The sequence below is a fragment of the Burkholderia mayonis genome (genome assembly GCF_001523745.2).
Lineage (GTDB): Bacteria > Pseudomonadota > Gammaproteobacteria > Burkholderiales > Burkholderiaceae > Burkholderia > Burkholderia mayonis.
The window spans coordinates 840,574-860,587 of sequence record NZ_CP013387.1 but is presented as its reverse complement, the minus strand read 5'-3'; the positions used below and the strand labels follow the sequence as shown (position 1 = coordinate 860,587).

Sequence of the window (20,014 nt, the reverse complement as noted above, 5' to 3'; positions counted from 1 at the left end):
CGCGCTCCGTCCCGCATTTCCCGACGCTTTAAGCCGCCGCTAAGCATCGACCGCTTATCATTCCCGCAAGCGGCATGCTCGCACGCGCGCGCACCGCACTACTCTGACGGAATCACGAAACATGCGCGTATTGCTCGTCGAAGACGATCCGCTCATCGGCAGCGGGCTCGAACAGGGGCTGAAACAGGAAGGCTTCGCGGTCGACTGGGTGCAGAACGGCGACGCGGCGACGCTCGCGCTGCGCACGACGCCGTATGCGCTGCTGCTGCTCGACCTCGGATTGCCGGACAAGGACGGCCTTGCGGTGCTTGCCGCACTGCGGCGCCGCGACGACGCGCTGCCCGTGATCGTGATCACCGCGCGCGACGCGCTGCCCGACCGGATCGCCGGCCTCGATTGCGGCGCCGACGATTACCTCGTCAAGCCGTTCGCGCTCGAGGAGCTGCTCGCGCGCATCCGCGCGGTGAACCGCCGCCAGGAGGGGCGCGCGCAGACGGTGCTCGCGGTCGGCGCGCTGCGCCTCGATCCGGCGCGTCATCAGGTGTGGCGCGGCGACGACGAAGTCGCGCTATCGCCGAAGGAATTCGTGCTGCTGCACGAACTGATGCGCGAGCCGGGCGCCGTGATCTCGCGCGAGCAGCTCGAGGAGCGGCTTTATAGCTGGGGCGAGGAAATCGAGAGCAACGCGGTGCAGGTCCACATTCACAACCTGCGCAAGAAGCTTGGCCATGACACGATCCTCACCGTGCGCGGCGTCGGCTACCGGATCGGAGACGGCGCATGACCGGCGCGCCGCGCGGCTTCGTGCGCCGACTCACCGCGTCGTTGCGCGGGCGGCTCCTGATGTGGCTGCTGCCCGCCGCGTGCGTCATCGGCGTGCTCGCGAGCACGGGCACGTATTGGGGCGCGCTGCGCGAGCTCGACGACCTGCTCGACGACCAGATGCGCAGCATGTCGAAGCAGATCCAGGTCGACGACAGCGGCAAGCTGTCGATCGAGGGACTCGACAAGAGCGGGAAGCCGCATCCGGCGGCCTACGATTCCGACGACGTACTGCTGCAAGTGTGGCGCGACGGCAAGCTCCAGTTCACGACCGATCCCGCGACGCAATTGCCGCCGCCCGACGCGACGGGCTTCGTGAAGCTCGACGCGGGCGGCCAGCGCTGGCACACGTACGTGCGCGAGAGCGCGGGCACGACGATCCGCGTCGCGCAGCCGCGCCAGGCGCGCTGGGAGGCGATCGCGGGCATCGCCGTGCATCTGCTGTGGCCGGTGCTGTCGCTGCTGCCGCTGCTCGCGATCGGGCTGTGGCTCGGCATCGGCTACGGACTGCGGCCGCTCGGCGCGGTCGCGGCGGACCTGAAGCGCCGCCACGCGAACCATCTCGATCAACTCGACATCACGACGGTGCCGACCGAAGCGCAGCCGCTCGCCTCCGAGATCAACGACCTGCTCGCGCGGCTCGATCGCTCGTTCACGCTGCAGCGAAACTTCATCGCGGACGCCGCGCACGAGTTGCGCACGCCGATCATGGGCTTGTCGATCCAGTCGCAGCTATTGCAACGCACGACGAGCGCCGACGAGCGCGCGCGCATTCTCGCGCAGATCCAGGCCGGCACGACGCGCCTGTCGCATCTCGCCGAGCAGTTGCTGACGCTCGCGCGCCTCGAGCCCGAAGCGCAATCGGCGCCGTTCACCGACATCGATCTCGCCGCGCTGTGCCGCTCGGCCGTCGCCGAGCGCTCGCGCGTCGCGAACGCGCAGCAGGTCGATCTCGGCGCGGTCGGCACGACGCCCGTCCGCATGCAGGGCAACGCCGACACGCTGCGCGTGCTGCTCAACAATCTCGTCGACAATGCGATCCGCTACGCGGGGGCGGGCGCGCGCGTCGACGTTGACGCACGCGCCGACGCCGACGGCGCGCCGGTGCTCGAAGTGCGCGACAACGGCCCGGGCATTGCGGAAGCCGATCGTCCGCGCGTATGGGAGCGCTTCTATCGCGGCGGCGGCGCGCAGCTCGTGTCGGCGTCGGGCAGCGGGCTCGGGCTCTCGATCGTCAAGCGCATCGCCGAGCAGCATCGCGCAACCGTGTCGCTCGCGAGCGGCGCCGAGGGGCGCGGGTTGACGGTCACGGTGCGCTTCGACACGGCGCGGCAGTCGTGAGCGGCTCGGCGCGCGCTCGCGCCGTTCGGCCGGGTTGCTCGCCGACGGACGCGACGCGCGCGTGATGTCCGTCGCGTGCGTCTCGCGTTCGTCGCTAGGTCGACTCGGTCATTGCGCGTCGCACGGAGCGCGCTTGTCCACAATTTTTGTTGGCAAGCTTGTGGACATCCTGAGCATCCTGCAATCAAGTCATTGACGCAGCAGCGTTTTCCGCAAGGCGTCACAAACCCGGCAATCCGCGCTTGCGCGCGCACTTCCCGCGTCACGCGCGGCTCGGCATGCGCGCCCATTCGCTCGCGCCGATCGTGCGAAGCGCGCGTGTCGCTCATCGGAATCGCGTCGCAAACGAGCCCGCCTTTTCCACATTTTTTGTTGGCAAACTTGTGGACATCCTGGGTGCGCCATGCTCAACTTGTTGATCCGGCGACATTTTCCCGGACGCGTCAGGAAAGAGGCAGCGCGGGCGCGGGCCATCGCACGCCGGTCGCCGCCGATCAAATGCACATCGGCGAACGCGAACCGCCCCGCCCGGCCGATCCGGTGCGCCGGTCGTGTCGTCGCGGACGCCACTTTTCCACAATTTTTGTGGTCAAGCTTGTGGACATCCTGAGCATCCAATGCTCAAGCCATTGATCCGGCGACATTTTCCCGGACGCGTCAGATAATCGGCAAAGCACCGCAGCGAAGGCCCTTCCACGCACGCCGGCGCACGGCGACGCTCGATGTTCGATGTCCACGGGCGTTGCCCTGTCCGGCCGGCACGCGTTCAGCCTTCCGCGTTGCTCGCTTGCCTCGCCGTGTTTTCCACATTTTTTGTTGGCAAGCTTGTGGACATCCTGAGCATCCGACGGTCAACGCATTGATCCGATGAGACATTTCCGGAAGTGTCAGAAGTGCGGCAGCTCTGCCGGAATCAGTTCGCGGGACTCGCCGCGCTGTCGATCCGCCTTCGAGTTGCGCCACCTTCGCGCTCGCTTCAATCAACCCTCCACAACAGATTTTCGACTCCAAGGGTTTTCCACAGATTTTGTGCGCAAGCTTGTGGATATCTCACGCATCCAAGCGCCAAGCGATTGATGCATCAGGGTTTTTCCGAAATCGTCGTACTGTCGGCACAAAGCCGTCCGAAGCCTCGGCGACGATGTGCGGCGCGCGCATGCGAGCACGCGCGGCGGCCGGCGCGCACGCGTCGCGCCGGCCGCCGCGCCGTCGTCACATCCCCGCGCCGCTCCCGCCCGTCAGCCCGGATAGTCGAGCGTCGGATACCAGTCGGCGCCGCGCCCTTCGGGCGTCATGTCGAGGATCGTCCACAGCGGCATCGGATCGGGTGCGCCACGCGGATCCTGCCCCGGGTCCGCGCTCCAGCCGCCCAGCTCGCCGCTCCAGAAATGGCGGATCACGCCGTCGCGGCGCGTGAACACGTTGATCGCCGGATCTTCGCCGCCGTCGGCGTTGATCGCGTGATAGTCGCGGCTGTAGCGGCCGTCGAGATCGCAGTACAGCTTCAGGTCGCGCCAACCGCGCTCGCGCTTGAACGCGACGAGCCGCTTGAGCGGCGAGCGCGCGACGACCGCGAGCGCGACGCGCTGTTCGACGTCGCGCGCCTCGCCGTTCCATGCGCCGAGCAGCGACGTGCACATCGGACACGGACGCTCGCGCTGCGGCCCGAACATGTAGCTGTAGACGACGAGTGTCTGCTTGTCGCCGAACAACCCGGCGAAGTCGCACGGGCCGCGCTCGCCTTCGAAGCGATAGCCGCCCGTCACTTCGCCGCCCGGCGGCAGCGTGCGCCGCAGCGCGGCGACGCGCTCGACGTGCCGGCGCAGCTCGATTTCCTCGGCGAGCAGCGCGTCGCGCGCGCGGCGATACGCATCGCTTTCGTTCGGCCAGCGTGTCGTGTTGCGCTTCACGAGCTCGGCAGCTGGCGTCAGCGTAGAACTCACTGTCATGTCTGTCTCCTGTCAATCGAACGATTCAATCCCGATCGGGCGCGCCGAGCGGGAACAGGTGCCGATACGGACGCGCCTCGTCGACCGCGCGCGCGAACGACGGCCGCGCGAGCAGCCGCTCGCGATACGCGCGCACGCGGCGCAGCGACGCGTCGATCGAACGCACCCAGTCCGCATAGAAGAGCGACGGCGCGGCCGAGCAATCGGCGAGGCTGAACGCGCCGCCCGCCGCCCAATCCCGGCCTTCGAGCGTGCCGTCGAGCCATGCGTACGACGTGTCGAGCATCCGGCCCGCATCGGCGACGCCGCGCGCGTCGCGCTCGGCCTCCGGGCGCAGCGCGTCGAACACGATCTTCTGCAGCGGCGTCGACACGTACATGTCGAAGAAGCGGTCCATCATCCGCACGTCGAGTGCCGCGCCGGCATCGGCGGGCAAGAGCCTCACGGGCCGCGGGTAGCGCAGGCCCAGGTATTCGACGATGATCGTCGACTCGACGACCGTGCGGTCGCCGTCGACGATCATCGGTATATGCTTGAGCGGCCACCGTGCGGCGAACTCGGCGTTCGCGTCCGGGGTGTCGCCCCGCAGCAAGCGCCACTCGAACGGCAAGCCGCACTCGTACAGCGCGACCAGCACCTTCTGGCAATACAACGAAAACGGGTGTCCGTAGAACTTCAAGCTCATCGCTTTGCCCCTCGGTTGCGGCGGCGCGCCCGATACGCGCACGCCGCCCGTCGAAAGATGTGCGGGGCAGAACCCGCCGCGCCGCGCCTCACCTCGCCGTGCGCTCGCGCCGCCGACGCACGCGCTACGCGCGCGTCGGCGGCTTTCGCGCTCATCGCGCGGGGGGCGCGCACTTCTCCATCCCCTCGCGAATCTGCTCGTGGGTCAAGTCGTGCTTGTGCGTCGCGACCGACCAGCGATGGCCGAACGGATCCTCGATCTGGCCGTAGCGGTCGCCCCAGAACATGTCGGACGGAGGCATCGTCAGCTTCGCGCCCGCGTCCACCGCGCGCGCGATGACCGCGTCGACGTCCGGCACGTACAGATGGATGAACACGGGCGAACCTTTCAGCGCTTTCGGCCCGAGCGCGCCGCAGTCCCCCATTTCGTCGACCAGCATCAGCGTCGAATCGCCGATCCTGACGGCCGCATGCATCAGCCGCCCGGATTCGCGCGACGGCAGCCGCGTGATTTCGACGGCGTCGAACGCCTTCTTGTAGAACTCGATCGCGGCGGCGGCGCCGTCGCAAATCAGATGAGGGGTCAGCGAGTGCATCCCCTCGGGGATCGGTTTGACTGCGGTAGGCATGATCGCGGCTCCTAGGCTCCGAATGGGTTCATCGAACGAGCGCGCCGCTCGCGCGGAGACGCTCTATCGCCACGACGAACGAATCAGGCGGAAATCGACATACGCCGCAAAATAAATTTCAGAGGTCGAGAAGCAGGCCGCAACCGGCGCGATCGGGGATCGACACGGCGGGCGCGGCGGACGCCGCCGCGCAATTCGTCGAACCGCGAGCGGCAGGCCGGAACATGCGCGCGGCGGACGACGAAGCGAAAGGAAAAGGAATCGGTCACGCACGGCGGCCGCACCTGCCGGTTATCAACAATTTCTGTCGACAAACATGTGGATATTCTGAGCACACGCGCGCCAACCCGTTGAAACCGCGACGCTTTCCGCAGTGCGGCAATCCGCGGGCAGCGGCCGCGCGTCAGCGTTTTTCGAGGTTTGCCTTCAGCTCGCTTGCCTTGTCGCGCAACGCCTCGTAGCCGGACCGCGCGTGCTCTGGCAGGTCGGGATCGCCGACGAGCGCGCCGAGCGTCTCGATCAGGCTGAACAGAATGCCCTTCGCCGCGCCGACCGCGATGCTCTGCGACTGAATCGATTCGTGCAGGTGGTCGACCGCCGCCTCGAACTGCTCGAGCTTCGGCTGGTCGTCGTGCGGACGTGCATCGTCCGGCTTCTCGTTCGTCATGGTGATTGCCTCCAATATCGGCGCGTTGCGAATCGTTGATCGACGCCGTCATTGTATGGCGCGCAGCGCGCGCCGGACGCGCGCCAGCGCAATCTTTACAGCACCGCGACGACGCGCGCGCTGCCGGGCTCGGCCGCCGCGACCACCTGCCCTTCGACGCGCCGGAACGTCAGCGACACGCTGTCGTCGCCGACGCGCAGATCGTCGACCCGCAGCCAGTCGACGCCTTCCGGCAGCTCCGGCCGCTCGATCCGCACTTCGCCGCGCGCCGCGTCGACGGAAATGCCGAGGCACGCCTGCAGCATCATGAACGGCGCACCCGCCGCCCACGCCTGCGGCAGGCACGCGACCGGATACGCGGTCGGCGGCTCGCCGCGCCGGCGCGGGAAGCCGCAGAAGAGCTCAGGCAGCCGCATGTCGAAGCTCACGGCCGCCTCGAACAGCGCGCGCAGCAGGTCGAGCACCGAGCGCTTGTCGCCGTAGCGCGCGAGGCCGCGCGCGGCGAGCGCGTTGTCGTGCGGCCAGACCGAGCCGTTGTGATACGCCATCGGATTGAAGCGCGGCTGCCCGGCCGCGAGCGTGCGCACGCCCCAGCCGGTTCTGAACAGCGTCGAGCCGAGCACGCGCGCGACCGATTCGCCGCGGCTCTGCTCGGGCAGGCCGAATGCGAGCAGATGCGCGGCATTCGACGCGAGCACGCGGCACAGCTCGCCGCGTCCGTCGACCGCGATCCCGTAGAAGCCCGCTTCCGGCATCCAGAACAGCGCCTCGACCTGCTCGCGCAGCGTTTTCGCGCGCTGCGCGTAGCGCACGGTGTCGGCCGCGTGGCCGCGCCGGTGCGAGAACGCCGACATCGCGTCGAACGCCGCGCACGCGTACGCCTGCACTTCGACGAGCGCGATCGGCCCGATCGGAAAGCGGCCGTCCGCATGGAACACCGAATCCTGGCTGTCCTTCCAGCCCTGGTTCGCGAGACCGCGCGCGGACGTGCGCTGATAGTCGAGCAAGCCGCGCGGATTGCGGTCGCAGACGCTCGTCACCCATTGCGCGGCCCGCTCGAGCGCGGGCCACAGCTCGTCGATCAGCGCCTCGTCGCCGGTGTGCTCGAGATACGCACCCGCGAGCACGACGAAGAGCGGCGTGGTGTCGACGCCGCCGTAGTACAGCGCGAACGGCACTTCGCCCGTCGCCGCCATCTCGCTTCTGCGGAACTCGTGCATGATCTTGCCCGGCTCCGCGTCGCGAAACGCGGACGTCTCGCGCGCCTGATGCTCGGCGAGAAACCGCAGCACGCCGCGCGCGAGCGACGGCTGCAACCACAGCATCTGCAGCGACGTGATCACCGCATCGCGGCCGAACGGCGTCGAGAACCACGGGATGCCCGCGTACGGATACGGGCCGGTTTCGAGCGACGTCGTCAAGAGACCAAGATCGGCGAGCGAGCGGTCGAGCCACGCGTTGAAAAGCGGATTGCTCGTGTGCACGCGCGCAATCGTGCGCCGCCGCTCGCGCATCGCGCGATGCACGTCGGAGAGCGCCTTGCGGAGCGCGCCGCGCCCCGTCGCGATGCACGGCCGCTGCACGAACGCGCCGCCGCCCGGATGCGCCGCGCCAATGCGCGCCTCGACCGTCAGATACAGCGATACGCACGCCTGCGCGGCGAGCGTCAGCGTATAGTCGGCGCGATCGACCGACAGCGTGTCGGGCTTCGGCTCGAAACCGATCTGCACGCTCCGCTCGACGGCGTCGAGCCCGTCGTAACGCAGTTTGACTGCGCCCGCCTCGACGCACGGCGGCGCGATCGCGCCGCGCCGCTCGCGCCGCGATCCGCGCACTTCGAACATGTCCTTGAAGTCCGCACCGAACGACACCGACAGCGGCACTTCGGCGTCGCTCGTGCCGTAGTTCGTCAGCGTGAGCGCCTCGTACAGCACGTTGTCGGCGAGCACCCGCATCCGCTCGATGTGGATCACGCCTTCGGGCGTCTCGCTGCCGCCGAGCGGCGGCAGCGGACGATTCGTCAGGTGCGCGGCGAACGACGCGTTGTCCACGCTCGTCGCGCCCGACAACAGCGACGGCGCGCGGCCGCCGAACGTCAGCCGCCATTGCGACAGCACACGCATGTCGTCGACGAAAAAACCGTCGTCATGGCCGCTGACGTCGCCGAGCGCATCACTGACGACGAACGCGTTGCCCGTCTTCAGTACGAACTGGCTGCCGCGCGCGGCCGTCTGCGTGTCGGGCTCGGGCGCGATGAACGCGAGGGGGGACGGCGTCGCCGTCGTCTGCGCAGTGGGCGCGGGTGAAGATGCGGACGCGGCCTGCGGCGCGCGCGGGGAAGAAGTGTCGGCTTGCCTCGGCATCGGAACTCCTGGGCTGGACGCGGCGCGCCGGGTGCGTCGCGTTTTCCGCACAGGATAGGACAGAACGCGTCGGATGCGCAGCGTCGGCTGGGGTGCGATCATGTCGATCGCACGTATTTCGCCGATTTTGCGGTCTTGGGTGAGGATCTGTCCGAGGGATTGGCGAGTCGATGGATCGGTTGATCGATGGATCGACAAGTCTGCGGGTATGCGGGTCAATGGGCCGATGTGCCGACGCGGCGTCCGATCGACGCGCCTCCATGTGTCAATGGAGCCACCCGCCACGCGAACGCGCCCGCCAGCCCCTTCCTTCGCCGTCATCGTCGCGCTCGGCCCCGCCAACGGCCGGCCACAAGCCTGCTATTTTCTTGAACGCACGCTGCTCATGTTGTCCCTTCCCTGCTATCGAAAATAGACGTCGAAGGAAACTGCCTGGCACGGCTGGACATGCACCGACGATTCGGAGAACCGTCGAAACGAAGCGCCTCGTCCGGCTGCGCGAAGGCGCCGGCTGCTTCGAAAGAAAAACGAATGATCGAAAACTCATGAAAACGCGAACGCTGATCGGCTAAGCGAACGGCATGACGGCCCCCCCTCCGGCGACGACATCTCGAGTTGGTCTAGTTGATGCATATGGCCACTTGTGAAAAGGCAATATCAAAGCAAATAGATATGCAAAAAATCGGAACGATCCTCTTCGATGTGTCGGCAGCGGACTCGATGCAACACGACGCTTCCATTCGCGGGACAAAGTCGTCGAGGGTTTCGAAAAACAAGAATCGTTCCGGACGAGATCGCATGACGCCGCGCGCGCAATGGACTCGATGCACGACATGACGCGCGAAACCGGCGCAACGCGAGCGCAACAGGCTCATGTCCCGACGACGCGCCGCACGCTCCCGTCCGGATCGGCAACACGCACTCGCCATCCTCTTTGGCATTTCCGTCGATTCTTCCTATTATTTCATTTCAATTCCCGCAGATGACAGATAGCAAATTCATTCGCCTATCAATCATCTTTCAGTTTGCCTTGGCATTCGAATAAATATTAATCGCGTCATTTGAATTGATCTGCCTCAACGCAGTAACCCCGCCGTCCTACAGGATAGAAACAGAACCCGCCACATGAACGGAGGCCATGATGGAAATTTCATTGAGAGACCTGCTGACGGTGCTGCACGGAATGGGATTCGGCGCGTTGTTCATGCTCGCCTTTTCCGGCGCGCTCGCCGAGCTCTATCGCATGTCCGCGCCCGGCGCGCCCGCCGTGCCCACGCCGCGTGAACACCGGCTGCTGATGATCTATCTGTCGGCGATGGTGATCCTCGCGTGGGCGACGGTGTTCTCCGGCGCATACGTCGTCTATCCGTGGTATCGAGCGGCGCCGCCCTCCGGCCTGACCGATCTCGCGAATTATCCGCAGCGTCTGTTGATGTCGAGCCGCGACACGTCAGGCTGGCACAGCCTCGGGATGGAGTGGAAGGAGCACGTCGCCTGGCTCGCGCCGATCGCGATGACGATGGTCGCCTACGTGTTCGGCAAGTACGGCCCGGCGCTCGGCAGGCAACGCCAGATTCGCAACGCGGTGCTGGCGTTCACTGTCGTCGCGTTCGTCGCAACGGGCGTCGCGGGCGCATTCGGCGCATTCCTCAACAAGTACGCGCCGGTCCGTGGCGGCGCCGCCATCCATCTCATGACGGGAGAATGAAGATGCATACCTCTCATCCGCGCCCCCCCGCGCAGCGTACTGCCAGCGCAGGACAACCTCAGTCATCCGTAGCGAACGAGCCGGCGACCGCTTCGTCGCACACGAATGCGCCCGCTTCGGTCGACGTGCTGCCGAACGGTCCGGCCGCCGCCGCCATTCTCGCAGCCGGCATCGGCTGCTTCGCCGTCGGGCTCTTCGCGCTCGCCGGCGACGCGTTCCGCTCGATTGCGCATTTCTTCACGTTCTACAAACCCACCGGGCCGCTTTCGGGCGTGACGACGAGCGCGATCGTCGTCTGGCTGCTGTCGTGGGCTGTGCTGTCGCGCCAGTGGCGCGCGAAAGCGGTCGCGCTCGGCCGCGTGACGGCAATCGCCTTCGTGCTGTTGACATTCGGCATCCTGCTGACCTTCCCGCCGTTCATGGATCTGCTGCAGGGCAAGTAGCCGCGCGCATGTCGAGGGAACATCACGCGCCCTCGGCACGCGCGGCGCTTCGCGTTGCGTTGCATAAACGACAAAGCCCGTGGCAACGACCTTCGACGATTGATCCAAATCAATTTCCACAAATACGGCGCTCTTACGCTCACGTCACCGATATCGATCGATTCATCGAACAATGAGTTGGCATCACGACTGATTTTAAACAATCGAAACGATATTGAAAGAAAAAGACAATCGTAAAAGATATCGACACGAACATCGATTTGAATGCGCTAGAAAAATGACGGCGCAGCCGAATCAGCGATTCTGGCCGATATCGTCCGCATCTTCGTCGCCGACCTCGAACCCGCCCCGCCCCATCGCCGCGCCGGCGCCGCGCACCGCGCAGGTCAGCGGGTCGTCGGCGACCCGCGCGACGAGCCCCGTCTCGTCGTAGAGCCGCTTGCCGAGATGCGCGAGCAGCGCGCCGCCGCCCGTCAGCACGATGCCGCGATCTGCGATGTCCGTGATGAGCTCGGGGGGCGCGTTCTCGAGCGCCCCCTTCACCGCGCTCACCACCTGGTTCAGCGGCGCGGCGAGCGCGTCGGCGATGTCGTGGTTGCTGAGCTGAATCGTGCGCGGCAGGCCGTCCGCGACGCTGCGCCCGACCGCATGGATCGATTCTCGCGGCACCCGATAGCTCGCGACGCCGATCACCTTCTTCACGTGCTCGGCCGTATGCTCGCCGAGCAGCACGCCATACACGTTGCGGACGTGATTGACGATCGCCGCGTCGAACTGGTCGCCGCCGACGCGGATCGCCTCGCGATAGACGATCCCGCCGAGCGCGATCACCGCAACCTCGGTCGTGCCGCCGCCGATGTCGACGACCATCGATCCGACCGCCTCCATCACCGGCAGCCCCGCGCCGAGCGCGGCGGCGAGCGGCTCGCTGATCAGGCTGACCCGCGATGCGCCCGCCGCGAGCGCCGCCTCGCGGATCGCGCGCTGCTCGACCGCCGTTGCATTCGACGGCACGCAGATCGTGAACTCGACGCGCCGCCCGAACAGCGAGCGCGCGTGCGACATGCCGACGAACTGCCGCATCATCTGCTCGGCCGCGTGATAGTTCGCGACGACGCCGTGCCTGAGCGGCCTGACGGCCTCGAGATGCTCGGGCGAACGCCCGAGGAGCGCCTTCGCCTGCTCGCCGACTGCCTCGACGCGCGCCTTCTCCGTCGGGCCGCCCCGCTTGCGGAAGCAGACGACCGACGGCTGATTCAGTACGACGCCGCGATCGCGGACATAGATCTGCGTGCTCGCGGTGCCCGGATCGACCGCGACGTTATGCGCAAAGAACCTTCCGAGAAAGGGTGCCGCCATGGTGAAGCCTCTATCGAATCGTGTGGAAGGATTTTGCGGATGCGTCGCCGGCCGCCCCCCGGGCCGGTTGCCGGCGACGAGCACAATCCACTCAGTCGCTTAGCGGCAGGATGCCTGAATACTTTAGGAGATTTCATGAATTTTCTATAGAGCGCCAGGTTGCTTTGCGCCGCCCGCCGGGGCGGATCGCGACAACGCGTGGTCGCGGCCCGGCAAAAGCGGTACTCTCTCGCTTTTGCCGATTCCGGATCGGCCCTCCCGATTGTTCAGTCCGATCACGCCATAGCAACGATAATGACGGTGCTCGCCTCCTTCGCCCGTCCGGGCCTTCGCGTTCCCGGCCTCGTGGCCGCCTTCCTGTTCGTCTGCGTCGCGGCGGGCCGGCCCGCGTCCGCCGATGCGGCCGACGCCGCCGCTGCCATGGCGGGAGCCGCCGCAACGCCGGGGGCCATGCCGGCGGCCGCACCGGGCGCGACGCCCGTCACGGCGACGAAAGTTGCTTCGGCGGCCGCCGAGACGTCGGCGACGGCGTCGCCCGCCTTGGCTTCGGCCACTGCGGGTTCGCCCACCTCCGTGGACGCCGCGGCCGCATGGTCTTGGGTCGCCGGCCGGCAAGCCGCCATCGCGTCGAACACCGCATCGATCGCCGAGACGAACGCCGGCGCAACACCACCGGCCCCGGCGTCGCCCGCTTCCGCCTTGCCCGCTCCGGCCGCCGCGTCGACGTCCGCCCAGGCCGCGCCGTCGTCGGCCGGCGCAGGCGAACTCGTCTGCACGCCTGACGGCGGCAAGCCCGGCCGGCCGTCGATCGGCCTCGTGCTGTCGGGCGGCGGCGCGCGCGGCTACGCGCATGTCGGCGTGCTGAAGGTGCTCGAGGCAAACCGGATTCCGGTCGACTGCATCGCGGCGACGAGCATGGGCGCCGTCGTCGGCGGCCTGTACGCGACCGGGATGACCGCGCAGGAAATGCAGCGGCGGCTGTCGCAGGTGAACCTCGCCGACATCGCGTTCGACGTGACCGACCGCGCGGCCCTGCCGCAAAAGAAACGCGAGGACGACCGGCTCTACATCGACAGCCTGACGATCGGCTTCGATTCGAAAGGCTTCAAGGCGCCCGTCGGGCTCGTGCAGGGCAACCGGCTGCAGGCGCTCCTCGCGAACTGGACGGCCGCCGTGCCGACGAACCAGCCGTTCGACCGGCTGCCGATCCCGTATCGCGCCATCGCGACCGACCTGCAGACTGGCCAGAAGGTCGTGCTCGACCACGGCTCGCTGCCGCTCGCGATCCGCGCGAGCATGGCGCTGCCGGGGCTCTTCTCGCCCACCGAGATCGACGGCCGCGCGCTCGTCGACGGCGGGCTCGTCGGCAATCTGCCCGTCGACGCCGCACGCGGGATGGGCGCGGACGTCGTGATCGCCGTCGACATCGGCTCGCCGCTGCGTCCGCTGAACGCGCTGGCGTCGCCCGCCGACGTGATGCAGCAGATGATCGGCATCCTGATCCGGCAGAACGTCGCCGAACAGCGCAAGCAGCTGAAGGCGGACGACATCCTGCTGCAGCCGGACCTCGGCAAGCAGAGCTTCACCGATTTTCAGACCGCGAACCAGGCGATCGCCGCGGGCGAAGCGGCCGCCGTCGCCGCGCTGCCGCGGCTCATGCGCTACGCGCTGTCGCCCGAGCAGTACGAAGCGTACCGGGCCGCGCACATGCGGCCGCCGCCGCAGCCGATCCGCATCACGTCGATCGAGATCCGAACCAACGGCTCGTCGGTGCCGAAGCGGGTCGTGCGCAACGCGTTGCGCGTGAAGCCGGGCGACGTCTACGATCCGCAGGCCGTGAGCACCGACCTGCTATCGCTGACGACAAGCGGCAATTTCGAGAACGTCACGCAGCAGATCGTCAACGAAGGCGACGAGCACCGGCTCGTGATCGATGCGCAGGAGAAGTACTGGGGGCCCAATTTCCTGCTGTTCGGGCTCGGGATGTCGAGCAGTTCGACCGACGAAGGCGGCTTCCGGCTGCATCTCGGGTACCGGCGGCCGTGGCTCACGCCGTCCGGCCTCGAGTTCCGCGCGGACACGACGCTCGGCAGCGATCTACAGTCGGCCCACGTCGAAGTGCGGCAGCCGCTGTCGGACAAGATCGGCTATTACGTCGCGCCTTATGCGGATTATCAGCGGCGTTTCGCGAACCTCTACGACGGAGAGAGCGACGTCAAGGTCACGCAATACCGCATCCAGACCACACGGGTCGGCCTCGACCTCGGGCTGCCGCTCGCGCGGCTCGGCGATTTCCGCATCGGGCTCGCGTATACGCACCTGGCGGCCGCGCCTTCGTACAACCTGCTGCTCGACGGGCTCGTCGATGAAAACGGCAATCCGATCAGTTCGCTATTCCCGTCTTGGTACGGACGGCAGATCAGCGCGCGCGCCCGGCTCGTCATCGACCAGCTCGACGATCCGGTCTTCCCGCGCAAGGGCTATTTCGCGGAATTCCGCGCCGAGCGATCGCTGTCGACGAGCGACGACAAGTTCACCGACGTCTATGGCAAGCTGATGGTCGCCGAACGATTCGGCCGACACAGCATGAGCGCGAGCGTCGAGGCGGGCAAGAGCTTCGGCGGCGTGAATCTCAGCAATCCGCTCGGCTATACGCTCGGCGGCTTCCAGCATCTGTCCGCGTACGCGGCCGACCAGTTGAGCGGCGATGCGCTCCTTTACGGCCAGATCACGTACATGAATCAGTTGGCGACGTTCAATGCGTCGCCGATCAAGGCGCTTTACGTCGGCGCGAGCGCGGAAGTCGGCAACGTGTGGTCGCTCGATACGACGATAAGCAGCGGTCCGCTCAAGCAGAGCTACACGTTCTTCACGAGCCTGACCACGTCGTTCGGGCCGGTGTACGTCGGCGTCGCACTCGCGCCGGGTGGGCGGCGCAACCTCTACTTCCAGCTCGGCCACTCATATTGAGCCGGCCGGGTCGGGCGCGGCCGTCCCGCCGGCACGGCGCGAGCCGGCGCGGGGACGAATGCGCCGCGCCGGGCCAAATGCGCAATTCGATGCCGACCGACGGCGCGCTGCCGCACGGCGGTTCGGGTCGAGGCGCACGGATGCAGGCGTGCGCGCCGCATGAGCGCACTGGCGCGCGTCACACCGGCCAGCTCATCTCGAAACGCGCCCCCGACAGCAGCAGCGGATCGACGACGGCGACGCGCCCGTTGTGCGCCTGCAGCACCTGCCGCGTAATCGCGAGGCCGAGGCCGTAGCCGGCCGTATGCCGGTCGAGCCGCACGAACGCCTCGAAGATCCGCTCGCGCTCGTCGAGCGGCACGCCGGGTCCGTCGTCCTCGACGTAAATCTCGATGTTGCCGTGACGCATCCGCAGACCAGCCTCGATCTGTCCGTGTGCGTGCTTGCTCGCGTTGCGCAGCAGGTTGCGCATCGCATACGACATCAGCCGCTTGTCCATCTTCACGCGCACGTCGGCGGGCAGCGCGACGCGCGCCTCGATCGCCTTGCTCGGATACAGCAGCGCGGCGTCGGCGACCTGCTTGTCGAACCACGCGACGAGCGCCGTCTGCTCGAGATTCGACTGTAACGAACTGTATTCGAGCCGCGCGTACGTGAGGCTCATGTCGATCAGCTCGTCGAGCTCGGTCACGTCCTGCTCGATGCTGTCGATCGCGTTCTGATACTCGGCCGCCGATCCCGGCTCGCGCAGGTTCTCGAGCGCGAAGCGCACGCGCGCGAGCGGCGTGCGCAACTCATGCGAGATGCCGTTCGTCAGGTCGCGCTGCGCGGCGATCAATCGCTCCATCCGCATCGCGAGCGCGTTCAGCGTGCGCGCGAGCGGCCCGATGATCACGCTGCGCGACTCGCGCGCGCGCGTGTTGAAGCGCCCGCCCGTGAAGTCGATCGCGCGCTCGCGCACCATCACGAGATCCGACCACACGGGCCGCATCCAGCGATAACCGGCGAGCGCCGGCACCGCGAGCACGAATGCCGCGAGCGGCAGCACGCCGCCCGGCAGCGCGTCGAGCGCGCGCCATACGGTGCGCGGTCCGAGCGCCGAACATAGCGTCGCGCTCGTCCCGCCGACCGTCACCAGCACGAGGCCGACGAGATGCAGATAGGTCCGCAGGTAGAGGCGCGACCAGCTCGGGATCCGGTCGGCGCGCGTGTCGGTCCACGAGCGGCGGAAATGCAGCCAGCGCCATTTGCAATAGCGGGGCGGGGACAATCGGTGCGCTTGCGTGCTGTTCATCTTCGTGTCGCGAATGTCGGGAAATCGGTGCTGTGAATCATCGAGCGGAATCCGGCCGCAGCGGCGGCAGCGGACGCGCGGCGAACGGCGGCGGACGCGCAGCCGGCTTGTCGGCCGGGCGGGCGTGTACAACGCGAACGCCGCGATGTTTCACCGAGTGAAACCGCAGCGAACGTCGCGTTGTCGCGTTGCATCGCGACGCGCCGCATCGTCTCGCGCCGCATCGCATCGCACGTCGCCGCCGCACATCGCAACGCGGCATCGCGCATGCAGTTCGACATTGCCGGCGCGGCACACGCCGTTTCGAACCACGAAACGCGCCGCTGTCGCAAACGGTCCGCGCGAAATCGAAACCGCTCGCGTCGACGCGCAGCTTACTCCCAAGCGTTCTTGCTGAATTGATAACCCTTGCTGCGGATGGTCTTGATCCGCTGCGGACAGCTCGCGTCGTCGCGCAGCTTGCGCCGCAGCTTCGAGATCCGGCCATCGATCGTCCTGTCGAGTCCGTCGAATTCGACGCCGCGCAATTGCAGCATCAGATCGTCGCGACTCACGACTTCGCCCGCATGGCAGGCGAGCACCCACAGCAGGTCGAACTCCGCCGATGTCAGCTCGGGCGTCGTGCCGTCGGGCAGAACGACGGTCCGGTTCGTGCGATCGATCGTGAACTTGCCGAACGTGTGGCTTTCCGGCTGGCCGCCCGCGCCGTCCGCCTGCCGTACCGGCGCGCGGCGCAGCTGCGCCTTGATCCGAGCAAGCAGGATGCGCGGCTCGACCGGCTTGTGCACGTAGTCATCCGCGCCGAATTCGAGGCCGAGCAGTTCGTCGAACGGCTCGTCGCGGGCCGTCACCATGATGATGACCCCGTCGTAGTGCTCGCGCGCCTCGCGGCAGATCTCGAACCCGTCCTTGCCGGGCAGGTTCACGTCGAGAATCACGAGATCGGGCCGCCCCGTCAGAATCGCGTCGACGGCGTCGTCACCGTTCAGCACGGCATCGACGACGTACTCGTGTTTGCGCAGGTAGCCCGCGATCAGCGTGGACAGGCGATTGTCGTCCTCGACGAGGAGAATCCGGAAAGGCATGGGCAAATCAGTCGATATAAAAGCCAAATATTATTTGAAACAAGGAATTAGCGCGAACCCAAGAAACTGCCGCACCCACTTTGTAAGATCCCGAAACATTTCGAATGATACTGCGGCGCGGGCCAATGGTTGAAACCGTTCCGTCGGCGGCCCTGAAAACCCCGCGTCAACAGTCCGCCCGGCGCGGCTTCGGAACGCCTGGCGCAACGGCCGACGCGGATGCGGCGCGCGTCGCGCACGCCGGGGACGATCGGCCGCGGTCCGCGCGCTTTTCCCCGCGCATGCGTTCGTCGCGCCGCCGATGCTTGACGAATTGCCGCCGAGAAGGTTCCATACGGGCTCGCTTCATACCCGCGCGGCGCACCGCACTGATTCGATGAATTACCCAGCGATCCTAGAACGCATCCACACCGAACTCGCGCCCTGGATCGGCGCGGGCCGCGTCGCCGACTACATCCCCGAACTCGCGAAAGTGCCCGCCGAACGGTTCGGCATGGCCGTCGTCACGCTCGATGGCGAAGTCCACACGATCGGCGACGCGCGCGAGCGCTTCTCGATCCAGAGCATCTCCAAGCTGTTCGCGTGCACGCTCGCGTTTCAACTGCTCGGCGACGAACTGTGGCAGCGCGTCGGGCGCGAGCCGTCCGGCACCGCGTTCAACTCGCTCGTGCAGCTCGAAAGCGAGCGCGGCAAGCCGCGCAATCCGTTCATCAACGCGGGCGCGCTCGTCGTCGCCGACGTGCTGAGCCGCCGCTTCGTACGCGCGGAGACGGCGCTCGTCGAATTCATCCGTCGCCTGACCGGCATCGCCGACATCGATTACGATTCGCGCGTCGCGCTGTCCGAGCTGCAGCACGCGGAGCGCAACCGCGCGATGGCGCATTTCATGGCGAGCTTCGGCAACATGCAGATGCCGCCGGAGACGGTTGTCGACGCGTATTGCCGCCAATGCGCGATCACGATGAATTGCGTCGAGCTCGCGCAGGCGTCGCTCTTTCTCGCGAACGGCGGCGTCGCGCCGGCGACGGGCGCGCGGATTCTCGATCCGAGCTCGGCGAAGCGACTGTCGGCGCTGATGCTGACCTGCGGCACCTACGACGCCGCCGGCGACTTCGTCTACCGCGTCGGGCTGCCGGCGAAGAGCGGCGTCGGCGGCGGGATCGTCGCGGTGCTGCCGGGCGAGATGGCCGTGTGCGTGTGGTCGCCCGGGCTCGATCCGAACGGTAACTCGCTCGCGGGGACGCTCGCCTTGGAATGGTTGACGACCTACTCAGGGCGATCGATCTTTTGAAGTGCCGAGGTCAAGCGCGACTCATCCGGCGCAACGGCGGCAGATTTATGTCGGCGCTCGCCGGCACGCTCGCGCTCGAGCGGCTGACGACGTATTCGGGGCGTTCGATTTTCTGACGACGTCGGCGGCGCGACGCAGGATTTGACGGCGCGCGAGCGCCTCGATGTCGCCGCGCATCGATGGCCCACGCGACCGCTTCTCCGCAAGCCGCGCCGCCAGTTGCCAATCGGCGACCTGCGCGCCGGCAAGCGATCTCGCGTGCTTGACCGGCGGAAAGCCGGGCAACGGCGGCCGCGCGGCAAGCGCGGCAACCGAGCGACGTCACGTCGCCGACGTCCGCGACGTTCGCCGCCCACCCGGCGGCATTCGGGCTGCCGGTCCGACAACCACGATCGCTTCGCCCGAGCCGCGTACCGCCCGAACTGCGCCAACCAGGCCCCGCTTACTTCGCGATGTAGATCCCGGACGTCGGGCACGTGCCCTGCGTGCTCCCGTCCGTCACGAGCGACGCCGCGCTCGGGAACTGCGACGTCGCATCCGTCTTCACCGCAATCCACGCCTCGGTGAAATAGCTGACGTAGTTGACCTTCACGCACTTGAGCGACACCGCGCCGCGCGTGTTGCTGCCGAACGCGCCTTCGAACGCGGTCAGGAGCTGCGTCCGCGTCACCGTGTTGCCCGCGTTCGATTGCAGGAACGTGTTGAACGACGTCGTCGACAGGCGGCTGACCATCCCGGTCGCGTTGTTCCAGTATGCGTCGGCCGACGGCGCCTGCGCGCAGGCGCCGTGCTTGTACCACTCGTGCTTGTCGAGGCACGACTCGACGCCCGGCATGTACGTCGACAGCGTGCTCAACGTCGACGAGCCGACCGGGTACGAGTCCATGCTGCACCACTGATGGTTGTTGTCGAGGTCGATCTCGTTCTGCGGCACGCCGCAATAGAACGGCTGATTGCCGTCGTAGTTGTTCGGCCACAAACCATGCAGCGACAAGTTCGTCGACGCGTACGAACCCGACAGCGTGCTGCACTCGGTGGCGCTGTGCGTCGCGCAGAAGCCCGGCTCCCAGGACGTCGCGAGCAACAGATAGTCGTAGGCGTTGGCGGTGTTGCAAGCCGACGCGACCGCGAGCGCGCACGCGGCGCGCGCGAAGGTATGAAGCATACCGGCCCCCTCAGTATGGACGCGGCGACCGCGCGAGAGGCGCCGCGATGTTGGTGAACTGTCGGGTGCCTATTGTGCTTTCGTCAATATTGCAGCGGTGTGACTGCGTGAAGGCGCGACGATGCGGATCGTGCGACGAAGGCGATGCTCGGCGCAGTTGGACGAGATACGGCGAACGCGCGAGCGATCGCACGCGCGGCGGAGATGTTCGACGTGGATGTTCGAAATCGATGTTCGGCGTCGA

General features: G+C 67.2%; 16 protein-coding genes. 7 read left to right on the top strand and 9 right to left on the bottom strand.

The features are described from left to right. Positions 1–121: 121 nt before the first annotated feature. From WS70_RS22350 to WS70_RS31760, 3 genes are all read left to right on the top strand, one after another. Positions 122–784, top strand: a complete 663-nt coding sequence (locus tag WS70_RS22350; protein WP_059597880.1) for a response regulator — start codon at positions 122–124, stop codon at positions 782–784. Next, positions 781–2,163: an ATP-binding protein gene (locus WS70_RS22345; RefSeq protein ID WP_059597879.1), complete on the top strand. Its 1,383-nt coding sequence runs from the start codon at positions 781–783 to the stop codon at positions 2,161–2,163. Before WS70_RS22350 ends, WS70_RS22345 begins: the two co-directional genes overlap by 4 nt. A 318-nt stretch (positions 2,164–2,481) precedes the next feature. After that, the gene (locus WS70_RS31760) at positions 2,482–2,796 is read left to right on the top strand and encodes a hypothetical protein (RefSeq protein WP_159082943.1); all 315 of its coding nucleotides are present in this window, start codon (positions 2,482–2,484) and stop codon (positions 2,794–2,796) included. Positions 2,797–3,401: 605 nt separating this feature from the next. Here the strand turns inward: WS70_RS31760 and WS70_RS22340 are convergent. From WS70_RS22340 to WS70_RS22320, 5 genes are all read right to left on the bottom strand, one after another. Continuing rightward, positions 3,402–4,112, bottom strand: coding sequence for a DUF899 family protein (locus tag WS70_RS22340; RefSeq protein WP_059597878.1), 711 nt, complete (start codon positions 4,110–4,112; stop codon positions 3,402–3,404). Between the two features lie 25 nt (positions 4,113–4,137). Further along, positions 4,138–4,797, bottom strand: coding sequence for a glutathione S-transferase family protein (locus WS70_RS22335; RefSeq protein ID WP_059469713.1), 660 nt, complete (start codon positions 4,795–4,797; stop codon positions 4,138–4,140). 151 nt (positions 4,798–4,948) lie between these two features. Further along, positions 4,949–5,425, bottom strand: a complete 477-nt coding sequence (locus WS70_RS22330; protein WP_059469597.1) for a VOC family protein — start codon at positions 5,423–5,425, stop codon at positions 4,949–4,951. A gap of 403 nt (positions 5,426–5,828) precedes the next feature. Beyond that, complete coding sequence (locus tag WS70_RS22325; protein WP_059469596.1) at positions 5,829–6,092, bottom strand: hypothetical protein; 264 nt, start codon at positions 6,090–6,092, stop codon at positions 5,829–5,831. Between the two features lie 95 nt (positions 6,093–6,187). After that, positions 6,188–8,455, bottom strand: coding sequence for an amylo-alpha-1,6-glucosidase (locus WS70_RS22320; protein ID WP_059469595.1), 2,268 nt, complete (start codon positions 8,453–8,455; stop codon positions 6,188–6,190). 1,141 nt (positions 8,456–9,596) lie between these two features. Here WS70_RS22320 and WS70_RS22315 point away from each other — a divergent pair. Next, positions 9,597–10,163 (top strand): hypothetical protein, encoded by a 567-nt coding sequence (locus WS70_RS22315; protein WP_059469594.1) that lies wholly within the window; start codon positions 9,597–9,599, stop codon positions 10,161–10,163. Further along, positions 10,160–10,606 carry a hypothetical protein gene (locus WS70_RS22310; RefSeq protein ID WP_059469593.1) on the top strand — a complete coding sequence of 149 codons (447 nt, stop codon included), beginning with the start codon at positions 10,160–10,162 and terminating at the stop codon, positions 10,604–10,606. Before WS70_RS22315 ends, WS70_RS22310 begins: the two co-directional genes overlap by 4 nt. Positions 10,607–10,900: 294 nt before the next feature. Here WS70_RS22310 and mreB read toward each other — a convergent pair whose 3' ends face one another. Then, entirely contained in the window at positions 10,901–11,965 is a 1,065-nt protein-coding gene (gene mreB / locus WS70_RS22305; RefSeq protein WP_059469591.1) for a rod shape-determining protein, read from the bottom strand. Between the two features lie 294 nt (positions 11,966–12,259). Between mreB and WS70_RS22295 the strand changes: the two genes are divergently transcribed. Next, positions 12,260–14,935 carry a patatin-like phospholipase family protein gene (locus WS70_RS22295; protein ID WP_059469590.1) on the top strand — a complete coding sequence of 892 codons (2,676 nt, stop codon included), beginning with the start codon at positions 12,260–12,262 and terminating at the stop codon, positions 14,933–14,935. A gap of 178 nt (positions 14,936–15,113) precedes the next feature. Here WS70_RS22295 and WS70_RS22290 read toward each other — a convergent pair whose 3' ends face one another. Continuing rightward, complete coding sequence (locus WS70_RS22290; RefSeq protein ID WP_059469711.1) at positions 15,114–16,229, bottom strand: ATP-binding protein; 1,116 nt, start codon at positions 16,227–16,229, stop codon at positions 15,114–15,116. 374 nt (positions 16,230–16,603) lie between these two features. After that, complete coding sequence (locus tag WS70_RS22280) at positions 16,604–17,314, bottom strand: response regulator (RefSeq protein WP_059469589.1); 711 nt, start codon at positions 17,312–17,314, stop codon at positions 16,604–16,606. A 376-nt stretch (positions 17,315–17,690) separates the two neighbouring features. Here WS70_RS22280 and WS70_RS22270 point away from each other — a divergent pair, with 376 nt between their 5' ends. Beyond that, positions 17,691–18,605 carry a glutaminase gene (locus WS70_RS22270; protein WP_059471591.1) on the top strand — a complete coding sequence of 305 codons (915 nt, stop codon included), beginning with the start codon at positions 17,691–17,693 and terminating at the stop codon, positions 18,603–18,605. Between the two features lie 442 nt (positions 18,606–19,047). Here the strand turns inward: WS70_RS22270 and WS70_RS22265 are convergent, their stop codons facing one another. Next, complete coding sequence (locus WS70_RS22265; protein WP_059471592.1) at positions 19,048–19,770, bottom strand: ribonuclease T2; 723 nt, start codon at positions 19,768–19,770, stop codon at positions 19,048–19,050. Positions 19,771–20,014 lie beyond the last annotated feature (244 nt).

Coding starts and splice junctions, on each gene's coding strand:
- WS70_RS22265 (WP_059471592.1), bottom strand. CDS start 19,770: ATGCTTCATACCTTCGCGCGCGCCGCGTGCGCGCTCGCGGTCGCGTCG.
- WS70_RS22280 (WP_059469589.1), bottom strand. CDS start 17,314: ATGCCTTTCCGGATTCTCCTCGTCGAGGACGACAATCGCCTGTCCACG.
- WS70_RS22340 (WP_059597878.1), bottom strand. CDS start 4,112: ATGACAGTGAGTTCTACGCTGACGCCAGCTGCCGAGCTCGTGAAGCGC.
- WS70_RS22325 (WP_059469596.1), bottom strand. CDS start 6,092: ATGACGAACGAGAAGCCGGACGATGCACGTCCGCACGACGACCAGCCG.
- WS70_RS22320 (WP_059469595.1), bottom strand. CDS start 8,455: ATGCCGAGGCAAGCCGACACTTCTTCCCCGCGCGCGCCGCAGGCCGCG.
- WS70_RS22335 (WP_059469713.1), bottom strand. CDS start 4,797: ATGAGCTTGAAGTTCTACGGACACCCGTTTTCGTTGTATTGCCAGAAG.
- WS70_RS22290 (WP_059469711.1), bottom strand. CDS start 16,229: ATGAACAGCACGCAAGCGCACCGATTGTCCCCGCCCCGCTATTGCAAA.
- WS70_RS22345 (WP_059597879.1), top strand. CDS start 781: ATGACCGGCGCGCCGCGCGGCTTCGTGCGCCGACTCACCGCGTCGTTG.
- mreB (WP_059469591.1), bottom strand. CDS start 11,965: ATGGCGGCACCCTTTCTCGGAAGGTTCTTTGCGCATAACGTCGCGGTC.
- WS70_RS22330 (WP_059469597.1), bottom strand. CDS start 5,425: ATGCCTACCGCAGTCAAACCGATCCCCGAGGGGATGCACTCGCTGACC.
- WS70_RS22295 (WP_059469590.1), top strand. CDS start 12,260: ATGACGGTGCTCGCCTCCTTCGCCCGTCCGGGCCTTCGCGTTCCCGGC.
- WS70_RS22350 (WP_059597880.1), top strand. CDS start 122: ATGCGCGTATTGCTCGTCGAAGACGATCCGCTCATCGGCAGCGGGCTC.
- WS70_RS22310 (WP_059469593.1), top strand. CDS start 10,160: ATGAAGATGCATACCTCTCATCCGCGCCCCCCCGCGCAGCGTACTGCC.
- WS70_RS22270 (WP_059471591.1), top strand. CDS start 17,691: ATGAATTACCCAGCGATCCTAGAACGCATCCACACCGAACTCGCGCCC.
- WS70_RS22315 (WP_059469594.1), top strand. CDS start 9,597: ATGGAAATTTCATTGAGAGACCTGCTGACGGTGCTGCACGGAATGGGA.